Origin of the sequence: Stenotrophomonas sp. SI-NJAU-1 (genome assembly GCF_020883215.1) — a bacterium.
GTDB classification, from domain to species: Bacteria; Pseudomonadota; Gammaproteobacteria; order Xanthomonadales; family Xanthomonadaceae; genus Stenotrophomonas; species Stenotrophomonas indicatrix.
This window is the reverse complement of record NZ_CP086598.1, coordinates 2,591,022-2,612,034: the sequence shown is the minus strand read 5'-3', so window position 1 is coordinate 2,612,034 and position 21,013 is coordinate 2,591,022. Positions and strand designations below refer to the sequence as shown.

The 21,013-nt window shown below is 64.5% G+C and carries 17 protein-coding genes; 7 read left to right on the top strand and 10 right to left on the bottom strand.

What is annotated here, in order from left to right:
* Window positions 1-684: 684 nt before the first annotated feature.
* Window positions 685-1,638 carry an AraC family transcriptional regulator gene (locus LMF57_RS11915; RefSeq protein WP_229289926.1) on the bottom strand — a complete coding sequence of 318 codons (954 nt, stop codon included), beginning with the start codon at window positions 1,636-1,638 and terminating at the stop codon, window positions 685-687.
* Between the two features lie 275 nt (window positions 1,639-1,913).
* Here LMF57_RS11915 and LMF57_RS11910 point away from each other — a divergent pair, with 275 nt between their 5' ends.
* The 7 genes from LMF57_RS11910 to LMF57_RS11880 all read left to right on the top strand — a co-directional run bounded on the left by LMF57_RS11910 (window position 1,914) and on the right by LMF57_RS11880 (window position 9,695).
* A complete protein-coding gene (locus tag LMF57_RS11910) occupies window positions 1,914-2,672 on the top strand; it encodes an SDR family NAD(P)-dependent oxidoreductase (RefSeq protein ID WP_229289925.1) in 759 nt (252 codons plus the stop codon).
* Between the two features lie 132 nt (window positions 2,673-2,804).
* Complete coding sequence (locus LMF57_RS11905; RefSeq protein ID WP_033831372.1) at window positions 2,805-3,254, top strand: MgtC/SapB family protein; 450 nt, start codon at window positions 2,805-2,807, stop codon at window positions 3,252-3,254.
* A 177-nt stretch (window positions 3,255-3,431) separates the two neighbouring features.
* Window positions 3,432-5,090 (top strand): L-lactate permease, encoded by a 1,659-nt coding sequence (gene lldP, locus LMF57_RS11900; RefSeq protein WP_229289924.1) that lies wholly within the window; start codon window positions 3,432-3,434, stop codon window positions 5,088-5,090.
* A gap of 53 nt (window positions 5,091-5,143) precedes the next feature.
* Window positions 5,144-5,908, top strand: coding sequence for a transcriptional regulator LldR (gene lldR / locus LMF57_RS11895; protein WP_032975263.1), 765 nt, complete (start codon window positions 5,144-5,146; stop codon window positions 5,906-5,908).
* 4 nt (window positions 5,909-5,912) lie between these two features.
* Window positions 5,913-7,052, top strand: coding sequence for an FMN-dependent L-lactate dehydrogenase LldD (gene lldD / locus LMF57_RS11890; RefSeq protein WP_117310677.1), 1,140 nt, complete (start codon window positions 5,913-5,915; stop codon window positions 7,050-7,052).
* Window positions 7,049-8,755: a D-lactate dehydrogenase gene (gene dld, locus LMF57_RS11885; protein ID WP_229289923.1), complete on the top strand. Its 1,707-nt coding sequence runs from the start codon at window positions 7,049-7,051 to the stop codon at window positions 8,753-8,755. Before lldD ends, dld begins: the two co-directional genes overlap by 4 nt.
* Before the next feature lie 94 nt (window positions 8,756-8,849).
* Window positions 8,850-9,695 carry a hypothetical protein gene (locus LMF57_RS11880; protein WP_229289922.1) on the top strand — a complete coding sequence of 282 codons (846 nt, stop codon included), beginning with the start codon at window positions 8,850-8,852 and terminating at the stop codon, window positions 9,693-9,695.
* A 49-nt stretch (window positions 9,696-9,744) separates the two neighbouring features.
* Here the strand turns inward: LMF57_RS11880 and LMF57_RS11875 are convergent, their stop codons facing one another.
* The 9 genes from LMF57_RS11875 to tssK form a co-directional block, all read right to left on the bottom strand.
* Window positions 9,745-10,050, bottom strand: a complete 306-nt coding sequence (locus LMF57_RS11875) for a hypothetical protein (protein WP_229289921.1) — start codon at window positions 10,048-10,050, stop codon at window positions 9,745-9,747.
* 82 nt (window positions 10,051-10,132) lie between these two features.
* Window positions 10,133-10,846 carry a hypothetical protein gene (locus tag LMF57_RS11870; RefSeq protein WP_229289920.1) on the bottom strand — a complete coding sequence of 238 codons (714 nt, stop codon included), beginning with the start codon at window positions 10,844-10,846 and terminating at the stop codon, window positions 10,133-10,135.
* 218 nt (window positions 10,847-11,064) lie between these two features.
* A complete protein-coding gene (locus LMF57_RS11865) occupies window positions 11,065-12,042 on the bottom strand; it encodes a hypothetical protein (RefSeq protein ID WP_229289919.1) in 978 nt (325 codons plus the stop codon).
* Window positions 12,043-12,105: 63 nt separating this feature from the next.
* Entirely contained in the window at window positions 12,106-13,155 is a 1,050-nt protein-coding gene (locus LMF57_RS11860) for a PoNe immunity protein domain-containing protein (RefSeq protein ID WP_229289918.1), read from the bottom strand.
* 164 nt (window positions 13,156-13,319) lie between these two features.
* Entirely contained in the window at window positions 13,320-14,429 is a 1,110-nt protein-coding gene (locus LMF57_RS11855) for a hypothetical protein (RefSeq protein WP_229289917.1), read from the bottom strand.
* Between the two features lie 2 nt (window positions 14,430-14,431).
* Window positions 14,432-16,051 carry a hypothetical protein gene (locus tag LMF57_RS11850; RefSeq protein ID WP_229289916.1) on the bottom strand — a complete coding sequence of 540 codons (1,620 nt, stop codon included), beginning with the start codon at window positions 16,049-16,051 and terminating at the stop codon, window positions 14,432-14,434.
* Window positions 16,044-18,797, bottom strand: coding sequence for a type VI secretion system Vgr family protein (locus LMF57_RS11845; protein ID WP_229289915.1), 2,754 nt, complete (start codon window positions 18,795-18,797; stop codon window positions 16,044-16,046). Before LMF57_RS11845 ends, LMF57_RS11850 begins: the two co-directional genes overlap by 8 nt.
* A 10-nt stretch (window positions 18,798-18,807) precedes the next feature.
* A complete protein-coding gene (icmH, locus tag LMF57_RS11840) occupies window positions 18,808-19,602 on the bottom strand; it encodes a type IVB secretion system protein IcmH/DotU (RefSeq protein ID WP_205420709.1) in 795 nt (264 codons plus the stop codon).
* Complete coding sequence (tssK, locus tag LMF57_RS11835; RefSeq protein WP_229289914.1) at window positions 19,599-20,933, bottom strand: type VI secretion system baseplate subunit TssK; 1,335 nt, start codon at window positions 20,931-20,933, stop codon at window positions 19,599-19,601. Before tssK ends, icmH begins: the two co-directional genes overlap by 4 nt.
* Window positions 20,934-21,013 lie beyond the last annotated feature (80 nt).

Genomic DNA, 21,013 nt, shown 5'->3' with positions numbered 1-21,013 from the left:
TGGCCGGCAACGCGGTGGTGCGAAAGCGTGTCGACCAAGGTCGACACCTACCGGGACAGATCGCCTGCAGGACCGACGGGGTAGTGCCGGCCGCTGGCCGGCAACGCGGTGGTGCGAAAGCGTGTCGACCAAGGTCGACACCTACCGGGACAGATCGCCTGCAGGACCGATGTGGTAGTGCCGGCCCCTGGCCGGCAACGCGGTGGTGCGAAAGCGTGTCGACCAAGGTCGACACCTACCGGGACAGATGGGGTAGTGCCGGCCGCTGGCCGGCAACGCGATGGTGCGAAAGCGTGTCGACCAAGGTCGACAGCTACCGGAACAGATCGCCTGCAGGACCGATGCGGTAGTGCCGGTCGCTGGCCGGCAACGCGGTGGTGCGAAAGCGTGTCGACCAAGGTCGACACCTACCGGAACAGATCGCCTGCAGGACCGACGGGGTAGTGCCGGCCGCTGGCCGGCAACGCGGTGGTGCGAAAGCGTGTCGACCAAGGTCGACACCTACCGGAACAGATCGCCTGCAGGACCGATGCGGTAGTGCCGGTCGCTGGCCGGCAACGCGATGGTGCGAAAGCGTGAACAGATCGCCTGCAGGACCGATGTGGTAGTGCCGGCCGCTGGCCGGCAACGCGGTGGTGCGAAAGCGTGTCGACCAAGGTCGACACCTGCCCGGGCAGATGCGCTTCAACCAACCTTCGAAGGACCGGTGCGCCAGCGGCTGGGCACCAGCCCGAAGCGCTTGCGGAATGCGGCAGCGAAGTTGCTGGGATGCCGATAGCCGGCATCCGCCGCCGCCTGTTCCACGCTCCAGCCGGATTCGCGAAGGCCCTGCTCGGCATGTCGCATGCGTTGTTCGTGCAGGTAGTCGAACACCGAGCAGCCATACGCCTGGACGAAGTGTCGGCGCAGTGCGCTGGGGCTCATGCAGGCCAGTTGGGCAAGTTCCAGCAGGCTGTGCGCATGGCCAGGGTCGTCGTGCAGGAACGTCCGTACGCGTTCCAGCCGCGCCCGCTGGCCACTGCGCAGCGCACGCGCACCTTCGGCGTGCAGATCATCGGCCTGCAGGCCCGTGGACAGCAATTGCAGGGCAATGCCCTCGCGCCACAGCGCGTCCAGGCCGTCCTGCCAGGGGCTGTCGAACAGCTGCGCGAGAGGCGGCAGCATCGCGTGCGGAATCGCCCAGTGCCTGCATTCCATGTGTGAACCCAATGCCCGCTGCAATTGCGGTTGCCGCAGCAGGTCCGGGTCCAGATCGGCTGGCACCATCAGGCTGATGCCACGCAGGCGCATATTGCCGGGATGGACGCCGACCATTGCCACATGGTCGCGGTGGCTGGTGGTCACTGCGGTGCCTGCGCGCAGGCTGAAGTCACTGCGGTTGGGAACCTGCACGTCGACCTGGCCCTGCAGCATCACGCGGATGACCAGGCCGGGCCGTTCGTGCGCTGTGGCGGTGTAGGCGATGCGGTTGTGCACATCCGATGCGAGCAGGCTCATGCCGCCGCGCAGGGTCTGTTCGTGCAGGTCGCCGTGACCGGCCCACTGTTCTTCGCGCAGGTGGCCTGGATCGGCACGGTAGTCATAGCCGTGTCGCTGGCCAAAACGGCGGTAATCGGCAAACGTGAAATATCGGGACATCGCTCGGCGCTCAACCATGGATGATGGGTGCCGGCGACGAAGTGCCCGCACGTTCCATCGTGCACCTGCAGCGCGGATCGGTCCTGCGCTTTCAGAGTTGGAAATAGATCCTTGTCATTTTCTCGATCCCCAGTACGAATGCGATGTCCAGAGGGTCAATCGATTTGTATTTACGGCCAACTTTCGGGTTGCGCCGCGTGTTCGTCACAGGCGACGGCGTACTGTTTCTTCGGACGGAAGTGTCCGTATCGAATGACCCCACAAGGAGACCACAGATGATTGACTACCAGCTCAACGGAAAAACCGCGATCGTCACCGGCGGTGTATCCGGTATCGGCCTGGCGGTAGCGGAAACGTTCGCTGCATCGGGTGCGCGCATTTCGGTGTGGGACCTGAAGCAGGATGCGGTGGATGCCACGGTGGCCACGCTGCGCAACCAGGGTGCCGAGGCCATCGGTGTCGCGTTGGATGTCACCGACGAGGCGGCGGTGGAAGCGGCGGTGCAGCGCACGGTGAAGGAACTGGGCGGCGTGCATGTTGCAGTGAATAACGCTGGCATCGGCGGGCCAGCGGCAAGCAGCGGCGACTATCCCATCGATGGCTGGAAGCGCGTGGTCGATGTGAACCTGACCAGCGTGTTCCTGTGCCAGCGGGCGCAGATCCAGGCGATGCGCACGGCGGGCAGCGGCGGAAGCATCATCAACATGGCCTCCATCCTGGGCCAGGTCGGGTATGCCGGTTCGACCGCCTACGCGGCGGCCAAGCACGGCGTGGTCGGCCTGACCCAGACGGCTGCATGGGAGCACGCTGCCGATGGCATCCGCATCAATGCGGTGGGCCCGGGCTTCATCAACACGCCGTTGCTGGAAAAGATGGACGCCAACGTGCGTGCCACCCTGGAGGGCCGGCATGCACTCAAGCGCTTGGGAACGCCGCAGGAAGTGGCCGCGCTGGTCGCCTGGCTGGCCAGCGACGATGCCTCGTTCGCGACGGGTGCCTACTACGCCATCGACGGTGGTTATCTGGCGCAGTAGTGCCGGCCGCTGGCCGGCAACTGCCGTTGCATGGAACAAGGCGGCATCGCCCGGTGAAGAGCGCGTTCCATCGCCTTCACCCCCGTCCCACGGCCGCCGGGCAACGCTCCGGGAAACTTCCGGAGCCTCCCCATGGAACTTACCCAGGACATGTCCATTCTGCTGCGCGTGGCCGCCGCCATGGTTTTTGGCGGCGTGCTGGGCGTTGAACGTGAGATGGGCAAGCACGCTGCCGGCCTGCGCACGCACATGCTGATTGCCGGTGCCGCTGCGCTGATCGTCGGCCTCGGTGATTCGGTGGCCGAACACTTCCAGCAGGAACGCTACCGCGATCTGCTGCAGGTCGACCCGGTGCGATTGATCGAAGCGGTGGTGGCCTGCGTGGGCTTCGTTGCCGCCGGCACCATCCTGCGCGGCAATCGCGAAGACCAGGTCAGCGGGCTCACCACGGCCAGTTCGCTGGTGATGGCCGCGGCCATCGGTATTGCCGTGGGCATCGGCAAGTACGTGATCGCGCTCGGTGTCAGCGTGCTGTGCGTGTTCGTGCTGGCGTTGATACGGCGGGTGGAAAAGAAGCTGTAATCGCTAAATGGTACTACCAATAATTCCGTATAGCCCTATGGTCTAATAGGCTGTCGGCAGGATTGGAGGTTCAATTCGCGCCTGCGGTCCGCATGTTGGTCAATGTGGTACGACCAATATATGGCGGGCCCGACGCCCCCACCCGGTGGGGAACCTCCTGTTCCTGTCGAGAGCCCTATGCAGCCCTGGCAACACGTGTACGACCCCGCCGGCAACCTGTGGTTGTCGAGCCTGATCGCGCTGCTGCCGATCGCCTTCTTCTTCATCGCCCTGGCCGTGCTGCGCATGAAGGGTTGGATCGCCGGCACCCTCACGGTGGCCATCGCCCTTGCCGTGGCGCTGCTGTTCTATCGCATGCCGGTGGCGCAGGCGCTGGGCGCGGCCGGCTTCGGCTTCGTCTATGGCCTGTGGCCGATCGCCTGGATCATCATCGGCGCGGTGTTCCTGTACAAGGTTTCGGTCAAGACCGGCCAGTTCGACATCATCCGTGCCTCGATCCTGTCGGTCACCGAGGACCAGCGATTGCAGATGCTGATGGTCGGCTTTGCCTTCGGCGCCTTCCTGGAAGGTGCAGCCGGGTTCGGTGCGCCGGTGGCGATCACCGCCGCGCTGCTGGTCGGGCTGGGCTTCAAGCCGCTGTATGCGGCCGGCCTGTGCCTGATCGTCAACACCGCCCCGGTGGCGTTCGGCGCGATGGGCATCCCGATCATCGTGGCGGGGCAGGTGACCGGCCTGGATGCCTTCGAGATCGGCCAGATGGCCGGCCGCCAGCTGCCGTTCCTGACTGTCATCGTGCTGTTCTGGATCATGGCGATCATGGACGGCTGGCGCGGCATCAAGGAAACCTGGCCGGCGGTGCTGGTGGCCGGCGGTTCGTTCGCCATCGCCCAGTACCTGACCTCCAACTTCATCGGCCCGGAACTGCCGGACATCACTGCCTCGTTGGCGTCGCTGGTCTGCCTGACCCTGTTCCTGCGCCGCTGGAAGCCGGTACGGATCTTCCGCTTCGATACCGAAACCAGCGCTGAGGCGGCCGCACAGGCAATGGAGGCGCCGCGCCACAGCGTCGGCCAGATCGCCAAGGCGTGGTCGCCGTTCCTGATCCTCACTGCGATGGTCACTGTGTGGAGCATCAAGCCGTTCAAGTCGCTGTTCGCAGCCGGTGGCCCGCTTGAAGGCTGGGTGCTGAAGATTCCGGTGCCGGGCCTGGACCAGATGGTGCAGAAGATGCCGCCGATCGTCGATGCGCCGCTGAGCTATGAGGCGGTGTACAAGTTCGACTGGTTCTCGGCCACGGGTACCTCGATCATCCTTGCCGCAATCATTGCGATCATCGCCCTGCGCATGCCGGCGCGCTCGGCGCTGCAGACCTTCGCTGAAACCGTGCGCGAACTGCGCATGCCGATCTTTTCGATCGGCATGGTGCTGGCGTTCGCCTTCATCGCCAACTATTCGGGGCTGTCGGCAACGCTGGCGCTGGCACTGGCGCACACCGGCAAGGCGTTCCCGTTCTTCTCGCCGTTCCTGGGCTGGCTGGGCGTGTTCCTGACCGGTTCGGATACCTCGTCCAATGCGCTGTTCTCGGCGCTGCAGGCGACCACCGCGCAGCAGATCGGCGTGTCCGACGTGCTGCTGGTAGCGGCCAACACCACCGGCGGTGTCACCGGCAAGATGATCTCGCCGCAGTCCATTGCCATTGCCTGCGCGGCGGTGGGCCTGGCCGGCAAGGAGTCGGACCTGTTCCGCTTCACCGTCAAGCACAGCCTGATCTTCACCACGATGGTCGGCCTGATCACCTTGGCCCAGGCCTACTGGTTGACCTGGATGATTCCCTGAGCCATGCAGTACAGCCCGACCAACAGCGGCGTGCTTCGGGCCACAATGGCGCCATGAGCACACAACGGGTTTCGGACAAGGTGGCCGCGCAGCTGCGTGCGCTGGTGCAGGAACAGCAGTTGCAGCCGGGCGACAGGCTGCCGGCCGAGCGCACGCTGGCCGTTCAGCTGGGGGTCTCGCGCACCGCGCTGCGCGAGGCCATCGCGCAGTTGTCCAGCCATGGTCTGCTGACCGCGCGGGTAGGCGGTGGCACTTACGTGAGCGAGCCCGCCGCACGTGCGCGGCAGGCGCTGGATGAACCGCTGGTGCCGTACCTGCCGCTGTTCCAGGGGGACCCGGAATACCGCTTCGATGTGCTGGAAATCCGCCACGCGCTGGAAGGCGCCACGGCCTGGCACGCCGCGCTGCGCGCCACCGACGAGGACCGCGCGCGCATCGCCCAGGCGTTCCAGACCATGATGGATGCACATGGCAAGGACGACCCCGCCGGTGAGGCGCAGGCCGATGCGGCCTTCCACCTGTCCATCGCCGAGGCCTCGCACAACCTGGTATTGCTGCAGGTGATGCGCGGCCTGTTCGAACTGCTGCAGACCAATATCTCGCAGAGTCGCGAAAAGCTCTACACCTCGGCCAGGACCTTCTCGCCGCTGTCCGACCAGCATCGCGAAATGATGGATGCGGTGCTGGCCGGCGACCCCGAACGTGCGCGCGCCGCCGCCCATGCCCACCTCGAGTTCGTGCACACCACGCTGCGCACCCTCGATGACAACGAAGCCCGGCGTGCGCGGGCGTCGCGTCTACCTTCCCCACACGGTTGACCCCATGATCATCTCCGCCTCCACCGATTACCGTGCCGCAGCGCAACGCCGGCTGCCGCCGTTCCTGTTCCACTACATCGATGGTGGCGCGTATGCCGAGCACACGCTGAAGCGCAACGTATCCGATCTGTCCGACATCGCGCTGCGCCAGCGCGTCCTGCGCAACATGTCCGACCTGAGCCTGGAAACCGAGCTGTTCGGCGAGAAGCTGGCGATGCCGGTGGCACTGGCACCGGTCGGCCTGACCGGCATGTATGCCCGTCGCGGCGAAGTGCAGGCCGCGCGCGCAGCCGACAGCCGCGGCATTCCGTTCACGCTGTCCACGGTGTCGGTGTGCCCGATCGAAGAAGTCGCCCCGGCGATCCAGCGCCCGATGTGGTTCCAGCTGTACGTGCTGCGCGACCGTGGTTTCATGCGCAATGCGCTGGAGCGGGCGCAGGCCGCTGGGGTGACGACGCTGGTGTTCACCGTGGACATGCCGGTGCCGGGCGCGCGCTATCGCGATGCACACTCCGGCATGAGTGGTCCGAACGCTGCAATGCGCCGCATCGGCCAGGCCATCACCCATCCGTGCTGGGCGTGGGACGTAGGCCTGCGCGGACGCCCGCATGACCTGGGCAACATCTCCACCTACCGTGGCAACCCGACCGGCCTGGAGGACTACATCGGCTGGCTGGGCAGCAACTTCGATCCGTCCATTTCGTGGAAGGACCTGGAGTGGATCCGTGAGTTCTGGAAAGGCCCGATGGTGATCAAGGGCATCCTCGACCCGGACGATGCGCGTGATGCGGTCGCGTTCGGCGCCGATGGCATCGTGGTCTCCAACCATGGCGGCCGCCAGCTCGATGGCGTGCTGTCCACCGCACGGGCGTTGCCGGCCATCGCCGACGCCGTACAGGGTGACCTGAAGATCCTCGCCGATTCGGGCATCCGCACCGGCCTGGACGTGGTGCGCATGCTGGCGCTGGGCGCCGACACCGTGCTGCTGGGCCGCGCGTTCGTCTACGCTCTTGCCGCGCAGGGCGAGGCCGGCGTGGCCAACCTGCTGGACCTGATCGCCAAGGAAATGCGCGTGGCGATGACCCTGACCGGCGCGCACCGCATCGCCGACATCGGCCGTGATTCACTGGTGCGCCTGCCATGACTGATCGCAACAAGGTGCTGGAACAGTTGCGTGCCGCGGTGGGGGACCGCCACGTACTGACCGGCGACAAGGCCACCCGTCGCTTCCGTCGCGGCTACCGCTTCGGTGACGGCCCGGTACTGGCGGTGGTGCGCCCGGGCACGCTGCTGCAGCTGTGGCACGTGCTGCAGGCCGCAGTGCAGGGCGGGGCCGCGATCATCCTGCAGGCAGCCAATACCGGCCTGACCGGCGGTTCCACCCCGGACGGCGATGACTACGGCCGGCCGGTCGTACTGATCAGCACCCTGCGGCTGACCGGCATCCAGTTGTTGAACGAAGGCCGCCAGGTGCTGTGCCTGCCCGGCGCGACGCTGGACCGGCTGGAGCAGGCGCTGGCACCACTGGGCCGCGAGCCGCACTCGGTGATCGGCTCGTCGTGCATCGGCGCCTCGGTGCTGGGCGGCATCTGCAACAACTCCGGTGGCGCGCTGGTGCGCCGTGGCCCGGCCTATACCGAACTGGCGCTGTATGCGCAGGTCGATGCGCGGGGGGGGCTGCAACTGGTCAACCATCTGGGCATCGCGCTGGGCGATACGCCCGAGCAGATCCTGCAACGCCTGCAGAGCGGTGACTACAGCGCTGCCGATGTCAGCGACGGTGATGGCCGCGCCGCCTCCGATCCGCGCTACGCCGAGGAAGTGCGCAAGGTCGATGCCGATACCCCGGCACGCTTCAACGCCGACCCCAGCCGCCATTTCGAGGCGGCCGGATCTGCCGGCAAGCTGGCGGTGTTCGCCGTGCGCCTGGACACCTTCGAGAAGGAGGCCGCCGAGGTCTTCTATATCGGCAGCAACCGCACCGACAGCCTCACCGCGATCCGCCGCCAGCTGCTGACCGGCTTCGAGCGCCTGCCCATCGCCGGCGAGTACATCCACCGTGATGCCTATGACATCGGCGAGCGCTACGGCAAGGACAGTTTCCTGCTGATCGACAAGCTCGGTACCGCGCGCGTTCCGGCCGCATTCGCACTGAAGAGCCGAGTTGATGGCTGGTTTGAACGGCTGGGCCTGCGCGGTGTCACCGACCGCATGATGCAGGCGCTGACCGGCCTGCTGCCCTCGCACCTGCCCAAGCGCATGGGCGAGTTCCGCCAGCGCTACGAACATCATCTGCTGCTGAAGGTGTCCGCACAGGATGCGGCTGCCACCGAGGCCTGGCTGCGAGGCTTCTTCAACGACCACGAAGGCGGCTACTTCCATTGCACGGCGGACGAGGGACGCAAGGCCTTCCTGCATCGGTTCGCGGTGGCCGGTGCGGCGGTGCGCTACCGCGAAGTGCATCGCGACCAGGTGCAGGACATCGTGGCGCTGGACATTGCCCTGCGCCGGGACGACGCCGACTGGTTCGAGCAGCTGCCGGCCGATATCGATGGGCGCCTGCTGCACAAGCTCTACTACGGTCATTTCCTGTGCCATGTGTTCCACCAGGACTACATCGCGCGCAAGGGGGAGGACCCGATGGCCATCGAGCATGCGATGTGGGCGTTGCTGGACCAGCGAGGTGCGGAGTACCCGGCCGAGCACAACGTCGGCCACCTGTATCCGGCCAAGCCGGCGCTGGCCGGCTTCTACCGCACCCTGGACCCGAGCAATACCTTCAACCCCGGCATCGGCCAGACGTCGAAGGCGAGGGGCTGGGGCGGCTGCGACTGCGACGGGCATTGAGCCGCAACGGGGCGCCTGCGCTACCATCGGCGTCTCGCAAGGACGTGCCGGAGCGCACAGGATGATCATGGTTTGCACGCGAATTGCTTACGCGGTGCTGTCTGTACTGCTTCTGGCATCGTCGCTGCCTGCAGCGGCGGACGCTGCACCCGTTCAACGGGACGCGGCAGGCAACCGGCTGGAGACGCTGCTGCTGCAGGGGGGGCAGGGGCCGGACCGCACGGAGCGCTACTGCACTGCTGATGGCCAGTGGTGCGTGCAGGCGCTGCCTTCAGCGGGCGACGACCAGCCGGCCTCGCTGGAAGTTGCCGAGCGCGCGGATGCTGAAGGCGAGCCGCAGATGCGCTACGTGCCCATCGACGTGGTTGACGATGGCGACCTGCGGGTCTGGCCCTTCATCGTGCGCCTGGCTCCCGGCGCCGGGGCAGACCAGGCCGTGGCCGATCCACAACAGGCCGCATTGCAGAACGTGCTTGTCGGCGGTCTGGTGGAGGCCCGTGCGATGTATTCCGGCGGCGGTGCCAGCGCATCGACCCTGCACCTGGCGCGCATCCGTCATCTCGACGATGGCATCCAGGTGGACGCCGACGTGCTGTCCGTTGCGTGGTCGGCCAACAAGATGATCCGGGCCTGTTTCAGCGAGCGCGATTTTGATCAGCGTGCCGGCGCCTGCCATGACGAGTACAGCTTCGATGCGGAACTTGCGCTGGCAACCGAAGCGCAGGACATGCCCGTACTGCGCTACCAGACCGGGGCCACCAACTATCCGGCCGGGGCATCACCGCAGAGAGACTCGCTGGCCAAAGGGCGGTTGACGAAGAAGGACCTGCGCACCGAACAGGATGCGCAATGCAGCTACACGCGTACCTTCCGCTTCACGTCAGGGGCGTACCAACCGGACCGGCCGCTGCCGGAGTGCTCGGCCTACACCGAGCCCTGAACCATGGAGCCGGGCGCATGCCCGGCTCTGAGCAACGGCCGTGACGCGCTTACTCGCAGCGGGTGGCAGTGATGACGTTGTCCTTGTCCACGAACACGCGCAGGCGGTCCTGGCGGATGTCCTTGGTAGTGATGGTGGCCGGGCCGATGGGGTTGACCATGCCGGCGCCGCTTTCGCTGGACAGGCGGCGGATGTTCGGTTCGTTGGCGGGCTGGCCGATGGCCCAGCCCAGCTGGCTGGCATCGCAGTGGCCGGTACCCTTCACCTGCGGGCCTGGCGTGCTGACACAGGCGGCCAGCAGCAGGGGGGACGCGAGGGCGGCGAGGGCAAGGCGGGCAGGGGCGAGTCGGATCATCGGGAAGGCTCCAGGGGGCGTGATGGCGCCACCATAGCACCGCCTCTGAACTGGCGGCATGCGTTGGATCAAGACACGGTGTTCACGGCGCGCCGGCGTCGCCGCGCTTGATCGCCTCCCAGACCCTGTCCACGTGCGCGCGCAGCGCTGGCGCAGCCGATGCCAATGCGGGATCGTCCTGGCGCTCGCCACCGAAGGGTTCGTCGCCCTGCACTTGCACCAGCGACTCGCCACGCACTTCGTAGTACTGCTCGCCCTGGCGAAGGCCGATGCGCAGTTGCTGCGGGTCCACCCCGCCGCCACAGAAACTGTGGCTGGCCAACGTCAGCTCGGCGCGGCCATCGTTGTCCAGGTCGGTTGCGGTTACCTGGTCCAGGAAATAGCCGGCGTCCAGGTCCAGGCCTTCGCATTGGACTGGGTCGTCCACGGCCCAGCGCGATGTCCAAGGCGTCCTTTGGTCCGCACGCCGGTACAGCTCCGCACGCAGGGTGACCTGCTCCACCGGATCCTCGTCACCGTCGGCAGGCATTGTGCTCTCGCTGCGGGAAAGCAGCAGCAGGCCTGCGCCGTCGATGTCATTGAACACCACCTGCTTCAGCAGCGTGCCCGAGTAGAGGCCTTTCACGCCCGCTTTGGTCAGCGAGGGGGCGACCATGAACGCTGATGGTGCGTGCTGTGAACCGCAGCCGATTGCATTCAGCACGAGCACGAACAGCACCGTGATGCGTAGAGCGGCCGTCGGCTTGACTGTGAACTCAGCATGCGCGATCACGCCCTGGACCAGAGTCGATCTCATAAGGGAGGCTCTCATAGCGACGATCATCGACTCGGAAGTAGTTGCTGACAGATATGAATCGGCCATCCATGCGGATATCCATGCAGAGATTCATGTCACGGCTGCAGCCGATGCCTAGCCGATCGCTGCTCGTGCACGCGATGTCCCGCCCCTGGTGCAGATGTTCATTATCACACCATTGATTGGGATTAGCTCCCTGTAGACTCGCCGCGGGACCATCATCTCCACTGGGTGCAATGCGGGCTTGCGGGTATTCGGCAGGCGTCGAGATCCGGCCGGTGCTCCTGTCGACCTGTGCCAATGTAGCTGCCGTCGATGTCCTCGAACTCATCGAGGACGGGTTCGACGAAATACCATTCGCAATCCTGAAAATCGAAGGCAGAGACCGCGATCTGTGATGGTGCCAGCTTCGCCAGATCGGGCTGGACATCGGACCAGCCATAAGGATCCAGATGCCGGTTTGCATCAAGGAAGCGATACAGCGCTTCGGTATCTCCCCACAGTCCGTCGCGTCCAACCTCCTTCAGAGCCGCTCTTCCAACGTCATTGAGGGTCATGGCCGGGCATAGCTCTCCGTGTCCACCGGTCCATGCAAACTGAAGTGACGCCATAGGGTCGTCTTTTGCGACGTAGATTCCAGTGCGCGGCGGAACTTGATTGGTTCGCACGACAATGTCGGTGCGGATGCGGAATATTGGAACTCGATGCGTGTCTATGACGCCCTCGTTCCAGAGAAACCAGTGAATATAATCGTCCATGGTCGACGGACGAGCAACGATTCGCGAGAGTTGACGAGCATAATTGAACACTCTTTCTGTAGCTTCGCGGAAGACGGATTCCTGCTCCGGCGTCGCCCAGACCATCTGGTAGGCGTATTCCTCCAGCATACGAGCGCATTGGTGCTCGCCGGCAACGCTATACTGCTCGATTGAGCGCAGCGCTATGTCCTTGACGATGCCTTGACGAAATTCCATCAGTGCAGGGTAGGCGTACGTCGAGAAGTGCGATGCCGTATTTTGGGAGCTCCAGCCGGCCAATGCTCTGCCTACCGCATCCAGATGCGAGCGCTCATCGAGCATCTGGTCGGTCAGGGCCAGAAGGCTGTCAATCTGCGGCAGCAGGGCCTTCAGGTAATCCATCGAGGTGAAATGATGGATGAGGGCGGCCTGGCGCTTGTGCCACGGATTCAGTTCCATAGGGGGCGGCATGCTTCTGATCGGGCAGCTCCAGAAAGAGCAGGGTGGGGGATGAGGTGTGCTTCAGCCCATCGTCGGCGGCGTCTGATCCTGGGCCCAGATCCAGAAGGTATCGCCCCAGTCGCTGTTGATTGTGGGGAAGACATCACCTTGTTTGAAGTAACGTCGGCTGCCCTGGGCAGGGGTGTACCACCAGCCATCCTGGGGGCACAGTTCGCCAGCGGCAACACGGCTGATGCGCGTTTCGTCGGCTGTCGCTGATGTAGCTTGTCGGGCGTAGTCAGCAAGATCCTTGGGATAGAACGCCATGTCGCGATAGCTTGAATCGTCGATGCCGAGAACGATGGTGGTCGCTGCGGCCTCCCAGGACCAATACCCGTAGAAGGAGATATCGCCTTCTCCGTGCTGGTCGATGTAGGGTTCACGTCGGCTGGCGTGGTACCACTCGTCCAGGTAGGTCGCCATCAGCGCCGGGCGCTTGTCGGGCGTGGCATCGAAGACTTTGAACAGCTTGCGGTAGGGCAGATGGCGGGTTGCCGTATCGGGGATGGGTCTACCTGGAGCCCACGGCGCGACCAATCGTTCCAGCAGGCCGTCGTGGATGCCTAGTTCGGCGTTGACGTAGTCCAGGAATGCCATCACACGCGGCAGGTCGTTGGCATTGCCTGTAAGAATTCCAAAGCACACCATCCGCAGGGCAACGATCCAGTAGCTTTCGCTGACCAGGGGGGCGTGGGGAATACGCTCACCTGAAGTGTTCTCAGGCGAGTCATCATAAGCTTTGTCAAAGGATCCATACTCTTCTGCCCATTGCATAGCGTATGGCCAGATCTCAGCAAGCTGGTCAATTGGCGCACCTGCTGAGTACTGCAGGCTCATGAAGTCCAGCGTGTCCCAAAGACGTTGCTGTGTGGACATCATCAGGCCGGACTTTCTTGCCTTCGCAGCATGTTTTGGCAGATCCAAGGTAACCATGGCAATACCGCTCACAGTGTCCTTGAACTGAGCAAGATAGGTGCCGTAGCGCTGATTGGGCTCTCGTCGGTGTTCGAAGCCATCCTCACTGACCCTGCGGGCCATCCACTTCTTCCAATCAGGACTTTCAAGCTGCATGCGGGGTCTCACTTCAGAAGCGGATGTCAGGACGTTAGTCAGCAGCGCGATCTCCGCGCTCGGGGCGTTTCCGTCCACTTGTGCCAGGGCATCAATTCCATACAGGGGGGCGTACTTCGCATCGGGCAGCTCCAGAAAGAGCAGGGTGGGGGATGAGGTGTGCTTCAGCCCATCGTCGGCGGCGTCTGGTCCTGGGCCCAGATCCAGAAGGTATCGCCCCAGTCGCCGTTGATCGTGGGGAAGACATCACCTTGTTTGAAGTAGCGCCGGCTGCCCTGGGCAGGCGTGTACCACCAGCCCGCCACAGGTACCGGTTTGCCAGCCGCGACTCGATCCGGTCGACGATCCTGTCGACCCGTGCCAATGTAGCTGCCGTCGATGTCCTCGAACTCATCGGGGACGGGTTCGACGAAATGCCACTCGCAATCCTGCAGATCGAAGGAGGAACCGGCGATCACTGACGGTGCCACCTCGGCAACATCGGCTTGGGTGTCGGACCAACCATAGGGGTCCATGTGCCGGTTTGCATCGAGGAAGCGATACAGGGCCTCGGTATCTCCCCACAGTCCCTCGCGACCGATGTGCTTCAGAACTGCTCGTCCAACATCATTGAGGGCCATGGCCGGGCACAATTCTCCGTATCCCCCTGTCCATGCAAACTGAAGAGAGGCCATGGGATCGTCTTTCGCGACGTAGATGCCGGTGCGCGGCGGAACTTGATTGGTTCGCACAACAATGTCGGTGCGGATGCGGAATTTTGGAATTCGATGCGAGCTGATCACGCCCTCGTTCCAGAGCAGCCAGAATGAGAAGTCATTTGCGACGGGCGGGCGTGCGACTAGCCCGGAGAGTTCGCGGGCATAACTGAATACTTTTTCTGCAGTTTCGCGGAACAATGCTTCCTGCTCCGGCGTCGCCCATGCCATCTGGTAGGCGTACTCCTCCAGCATACGAGAGCATTGGTGCTCGCCGGCCCGGCGGTAGCGCTCAATTGAACGCAGGGCGATGCTCTCGACAACAGCCTCTCGAAATTCCATCAGTGCAGGGTAGGCATAGGTGGAAAAGTGCGATGCCGTATTTTGGGAGCTCCAGCCAGCCAAGGCTCTTCCTGCCGTATCCAGATGCGAGCGCTCATCGAGGATCTGGTCGGTCAGGGCCAAAAGGCTGTCGATCTGCGGCAGCAGGGCCTTCAGGTACTCCATCGAGGTGAAGTGATGGATGAGGGCGGCTTGCCGCTTGTGCCAGGGATTCAGTTCAAGGTATTGGATTTTCATATTCAGCGGTTCAGTTTCTGACCAGAGATGTTTGGCAGGCCCAGCTTCACATCGTTCAATTGAGTGCCAAAATCGGTGGTGCCCCAACCTGTGTCGAGGGGGCCAAGAATGCGAGGATTATTGATCTCGGTCCGGAGACTGACGTACTTCACCTGCTCATGTGGAGGCAGCAGCTTCCACTTGTCATAGGTCATGCTGCTCTTGGTCATGGCACCGGTCGTTTCATTGACCGCGTAGTACTCCGAGCTGTCGGCCAGAGTTCTCTTTCCTGGGGTGCCGACGGCATCGTATTCAAAGGCAGCATCGAACTTGATCTGTTCGTAGCCTCCTTCGAGGTAATGGCCCGACAGAGTGTCTTTTGTCTGCGCAGAGGCCGGGCCACGCCATACCTTCAACTCTTCGCCTGCCTTGAGTTCATAGATCACGAATTGTCCGTTGGGGTTCCAGTCAGGCCAGACGGCCAGGTACTTTCGCCATGTGGCCCTCGGGCTGGCTGACTTCATGATCGTATTGAAGACCTCTTCGCTAACCCAGTCCGCGCCTGCGCTGAAGTTCGCCGGTGAGACCACTCGATACAGCTTTGCTGGACCCTTGATCGTATCGGCGCGCATGCCTTTGGCGAAGCTCTCGATCTGACCATTGGACAATTTCGGGAAGCCCTTTGCTGCCATTGCATCGACACGCGAACGATAGTCGGAAACCTTCAGCGGCATATTCTTTGTCGGCTTTCCCTTGCCAAGCCACGACGGCGACGGATCGATCCGCTTCATCAACGTCACCGCATGTGCCTCGGGTAGCGTACCGGTGAAGTGGAAGTTGCCCGCGTTGACGATGCCACGGCGCTGCACCATGTCTTCGAATTCGAGGCGCTTGATGATCGTGTCAAGGATTCGCTGTACGGGCGCGAGAACCTCACCGATGTAGTTGTCGGCGATCTTGCGGATGCCAACGACGAGGTCGATCGTTGCCTGCGCACGACTGCCCACCAGCGGAATGTCAGCAACCTTGCCCAAGAGGTTGCGCATCAGCAGCACTGCACGATCAAAGGCCTTCAACAGCTCTGCCTTGGTCACCAAGCCACGCACGATGCGGGTCTGCTTCGCCAGCTCATGGAACACGCGATCCCAGCGCATGGCTTTCCAGTACTTGGCAACTTCACGCCGGCGCAGAAGGGTGATGACCCAACTCATGGCCTCATCGACAGCACGCACAAGGTGGTTCAGGCCGAAGCGGCGGACGAAGAGGAAGAAGATCTTCAGTACACCCTTCAGCAGGGAGCCGAGGGTAGGGATCAGGCCGATGAGGGTCAGGACCAGTCCGATCCATGCCCAGGAGTTGCTCTTGTCCTCGTTGATCTCTTTGCAGTTGGCAATGATGTCGCGGACATCGCAGACCTGGTCTACACCGGGAATCATGGAAATGGCAGTGTCGAACACGATCTGCCCGGTGGTGCGCTCCTGGTTGAAGTCACCTTGGATCGACTCCCACAGCCATACGAAGACATTCTTGCCGCCATCGACAGCGCTCTTGTACTGCTCGCTGATGAATGCAAGGGCTTCGCGAAGCTGCTGGAGTGAAACGGGGGCTGCCTGGTTGGGGAGATCGGCGCGTGGATCACCCATGGCGAGGATCCTGTTGGGGATTGGCGATCAGCTCCAGGTCGGGCCACTTGTCTTCCGGATCAGGTTGGCGAGGTTCGTAGACGACCTTTTCCACTTCCTGCTTCGGGATGGGCTCGTGATGGGCCTTGCCGGCATCGTCCAGCTTTCCCTTGATGACTGAGCCGTTCTTGAAGTGAATTTCATAAGGGGTGCCTGCCATGGCTTGCAGCGTCTCCACGTCGCGATAGTCCAATGCGATCCAGTCGGGAATGCTCTGGAGTCCTCCAGGAAGCGGAGGAATGAACGGGGCGAAGCTCTCTCCCCCCATGAACGGATGCTCTCCCGCCTTCACCTTGAACTCGCCCGGGCAGCTGAAGGTGATGTTGCCGCCCTCCAGCGTGATCGCGCTGCTGCCGGCCTGCAGCACTACCTTGGTCTGCGCCAGCACGTCGATGCGGTCGTCAGTGGCGGTGATGGTCAGCGCCTGATCGCTCAGCAGCTCCAGTTCGCCGTCGTTGGCCTGCAGGCTGACCGGGCCGTTGGCGGCGATCACCCGCAGCGGACCGCTCTGCGCGAACAGCGAGACATGCTCGCCGGACACGGTCGCAATGGTCTCACCGGCGCTGACGTGCAGGTCCTGCTGCACCGTCATCTGCAGGTTCTGCCCGGCGTAGGCCACCGCGCTGGCCGGCGTGGTCCAGACCACATGGTGCGGCGCCTCGGCCAGCAGCAGCGGTTTGCCCAGCCGTTCCACCGGCTGATCACCGGGGCTGCGGCCATCGCTGCCGGGTTTCATCGCACTCTGCCCGTTCACCTCGCCCTGGAAGCGGCCTTGCGCCTGTGGGTCGATCTGCTCGCGCAGCTGCTTGGTGCGCTGGTACTCGGCCAGCCCCGGCACCTGCTGCTGGGCCAGGGTCTGCTGCATCTGTTCCAGGCTGCGCTCGGCGCCTTTCAACTGCGCCACCACGCTGGCGTTGTCCATCACCGTGGACGCCGCGCGCGCCTGCAGGCTGGCCGACAGCAGCAGGCCTTCGCCGGCATGCACGTTGCCCCAGCCCTGGGTGGCCAGTTCGAAACCTTCGCCGCGCAGCGCGCCGCGGGCGGTGTCCTGGTGCGCGATCAGGTAGCCCAGCTCCAGGCGGCTGTCGGCCAGCGAGCTGTGCAGGCGGGTGCGCAGCTGCCCGGGCGTGTCGTCGATCACCCATTGCTGCGTGCCGCTGCCGTCATGGGCCTGGGTATGCAGGCCGCTGAGCACGCCGGGGTGGCGGGCGTTCTCGTCGATGCCGCCGCCGAAGGGCGGGGCGACCTCGCCGTTGTACAACTGGCCGGTGATGCGCGGCTGGTCGATGTCGCCGTGCAGGAACTCCACCAGGACTTCGCTGCCCACGCGCGGCAGGAAGGCGGTACCCCAGTTCGGGCCGGCCACCCATTCGGCCACCGGCACCCAGCTGCCGCTGGTGTGGTCGCCGGGGGCATGGCCGTGCTGGGCGCTGCCGGTATCGGTCAGGCCGCCGGGGTTGGGCTTGCTGCCACGCTGCCAGCCGAACTGGATGCGCACCTGGTGCTCGCGGTTGGGCGTCACCGCGGTGTCGGCGATGCCGACCACGCGCGCGGTCTGCGGACCGTGCAGGGTTGGCCGGTCCTGCGGCAGGGCACGCAGCGGCACGCCGGCGCCGGTGGCCAGGAACCGGTTGCGGTAGGCGCCGCGCTCCAGCCCGGTGCTGCCCAGCAGCTCGGCGATGCCCTGGTCCAGGTTGTTCAGGGCCACATGCTGTACTGCCAGCAGCTGGAAGGCCTGGCCTTCGTGCTGCGGGTGCTGGGCCAGGGTGAAGGTGTTGCCGGCACCGAGCTGGCGCTCGCTGCCGCCGCCGCTGTAGAGCACCTGGCCCACGCGCAGCGCGTCCAGCCGTGCCTGTGCTTCGGCGTCGGCCCAGCCCGGCTGGGCGAAACGGCCGGCGCGCGGCTGCACGTAGACTTCCAGGGCGGGCAGGCTGCCGGCCTCGGCGCTGGACTGCGCGGCCACGGCACCGACCTGCTCGCTGTGCCAGCTGGCCACGGTGCTGGCGTTGGGCACCAGCTGCTGGCGCTCGGCGAAGGCGGTGATGCCATCGCTGGCCTCGGCCATGTCGGCGCGGTGGAAGCGCACGCGGCCTGCGTCCGGCAGCTCGGCCCCCGGCTCGAACACCACCAGGGTATGCCCGGCCTCATCGCCCTGTGCCTGCTCGATGCGCCAGGCCAGGCCGGCCTCGGCCAGCAGGCGGGTGACGAAGGCCCAGTCGGTTTCGCGGTACTGGGTGGTGATCGCGCGTGCCGGCAGATCGGCCTGCACGTCAAAGCGGAACACCGCCTGCGGGTAGTCGGCGAAGATCTGTTCGCAGATGGCGCGGGTATCCAGATCCTGGAAGATCACCGCATTGCGGCGCAGGCGCAGCAGCGCCGTCCACGGCTCGAGGATCAGCCGGTAGCGGGCCAGGCCGCCATCGCTGCCCAACTGCGCGGCCTCGGTGCACAGTCCGTGCCATTGCCGCAGTGAACCGTCGGCCTGGCGCAGCTGCAGGGTCAGCGGCTGTTCCAGCCACGGCTCCAGGTCCAGGAACGCGTCGGTGGACAGGCAGTCGATCTGCAGGCGGTTGTCGCCGCAGACCGATTCGATGCCTTCGAAGCGCTCGACCACCAGGCCTTCATCAGGCCCCTTCAGCTGGATCAGGCGTTCGCGATGGGACAGCGAAGCGAGGGATGCGAGCAGTGAGGAGCTTGGGATGTCCATATCATCAGGCTCATGGCAGGGTGATCGTGATGTGGGCGGTGCGCTCGGGCATCTGCACCACGTCGTTGTAGGCGGCCAGCTGTTGGCGTGTTTCGTGGCCGAGGTAGGTCCGCACGCCGAAGAAGGCCACGATGCCGAAGCAGCCCACCACTACCGCCGGCAGCCACAACGGCACCACCCGGCGCAGGCTGTGGCGCACGTTGTCCGGCGGCAGCGCGTGCGGTGCGAACCCATGGCGCTTGCCCTTCAGGTAGACGATCTCATCGCCCAGGCGGGCGGTCAGGTAGCCCAGCTTCTCGGTGCCTTCCAGCCGGTACTTGCCTTCGAAGCCCATCAACAGGCAGTAGTGGTAGACCTCCAGCGAGGGCAGGCGCGCGGCACCCTGGCGGCGGAGTTCTTCCAGGCGGTCGAAGAAGTGTTCGCCGGCCAGATGCTCGCCGAACAGGCGCAGCTGCAGCGGGTTGCGTTCCCAGGTTTCGTGCAGCGGCGAAGGCTGCGACAGGATCGCCTCGTCCACCGCAGCGCAGAACGCGTACTTGGCCGCGTAGACGTCTTCCGAAGCCACGCCCAGGCGCATCGCATTGCGTTCCACGCCATCGAGGAACTTCTGCACCGTCTGCACGAAGCTCTCGGCATCGTGCGGCAACTGGCCGCGCTTGAGCAGCAGCAGCAGGTAGAAGCCGTCGGACATCAGGTCCTGCAGGCTCTGCGGATTGGCCGCCTGCGGCGTCGGGTTGACCATCGCGCCGTTGGCGGTCAGCGACGGCATCGGGCCCGGGGTCGGGGGCAGGGGAGAGTTCATCATGAGGTCACCGCCACAAGTTCCATCTTCAGTTCGGCAATGCCGGCCGGCACGTAGATCATCACCGACTGCGCCTTGAGCATGCGCTCATACAGCGCACCACGCGCGTCGAGCTCGAAGTAATGGCTGCCAGGACGCACCGGGATTGCTGCCGGCACCTGCGCGGCGTGGGTCAGCTTCACGCCGGGCAACGCGGACAGTACGCACTTTTCCACGTCGTCCGGCGCGCCGACCTTGAAACGCACCGGCACGCTCTGGATCAGCTCCTGCGCCGGCAGCGACGCGGACACGGACAGGTAGAACGAGGCATTGCCGTCGATGCGCTGCGAATCGAGCCGGCCGAGGTGGTAGGACGGCTTGATCTCGTTCAGCGCGATCTTGAAATAGCGCGTGGAGATCACGGTATCCAGCAGGGCGCGTACGATCTCCAGCAGCTTGCGGAAGGAGGCTTCCGGTTGATCGTGGCGATACACCGGCAGGTCGCCCAGCTGGTAGGCGTTGGAGAAGGTCAGCAGCGCGCCAGCCATGCGCAGCAGCTCCTGGTGCAGGCGCTCGGGGTGCAGCTGCGGATGGTGCAGCAGATGGGCCAGCGCACTGAAGGAGCTGTTGATGGTGTGCAGCAGCCAGAACGAGGCGATGTCGCCAGAACGGAATTCGATGATGTTCTGCGAGGTCTGCCGGTGCAGCCCGTACAACGCATCCACTTTGGCCTGCAGCGCATCGAGCACCGCGCGCAGCTCGCGATGCAGGAACGGTGAGGCCTGCAACTGGGCACATGGCGGAATGAACTCATCGTCCAGTTCGAAGCCACCGCTGGAAGTGCGTCGTACGCGCGCGATCGGCACCGTGGCGTAGGCGTCGCGCGGCTGGTCGTCGGTGAGCAGCTTCACCGCCTTGCTGAGGAACGCGAGCTCGGCTTCGACCGCATCGGTGAACAGGTCCTGCGTATCGCGGTTGGCCTGACGATAACGCGCCAGTACCGTGCCTTCGGCGTCGGCGCAGTTGGCGCCATCATCACGCAGCAGCGGCAGTGCCAGGTAGACCAGTGTGGACTGGACGCCCGGCGGCAGCTCCTGCAGCGAAACGGCATCGGGGAGGCTGTCGTGTGCGGGCGCGTCATAGGTCTCGCCGTCGGGGAACACGGCCGACAGGTCAAGCGGGCGCAGCGTGCCACCAGACAGTGCATGAGGATCGAAACGCACCCGGCGTGCGCCCCATGCGTAGGGGTGCAGGGTCTGAGAGAGATCCTGCAGCCGTGCTTCGTGATAGGCGTCCTGGCGCTGGAAGTGCTGGGGACGCAGGAACAGGCCTTCCCCCCAGAGAACCTTCGACATCCTGCTTACATAAGCCACGTTCTATCCTTGGAAATAGCTTGAAAAAGTCGCTGTTGGAGGCCGTTCCGCGCTCCTTGCGA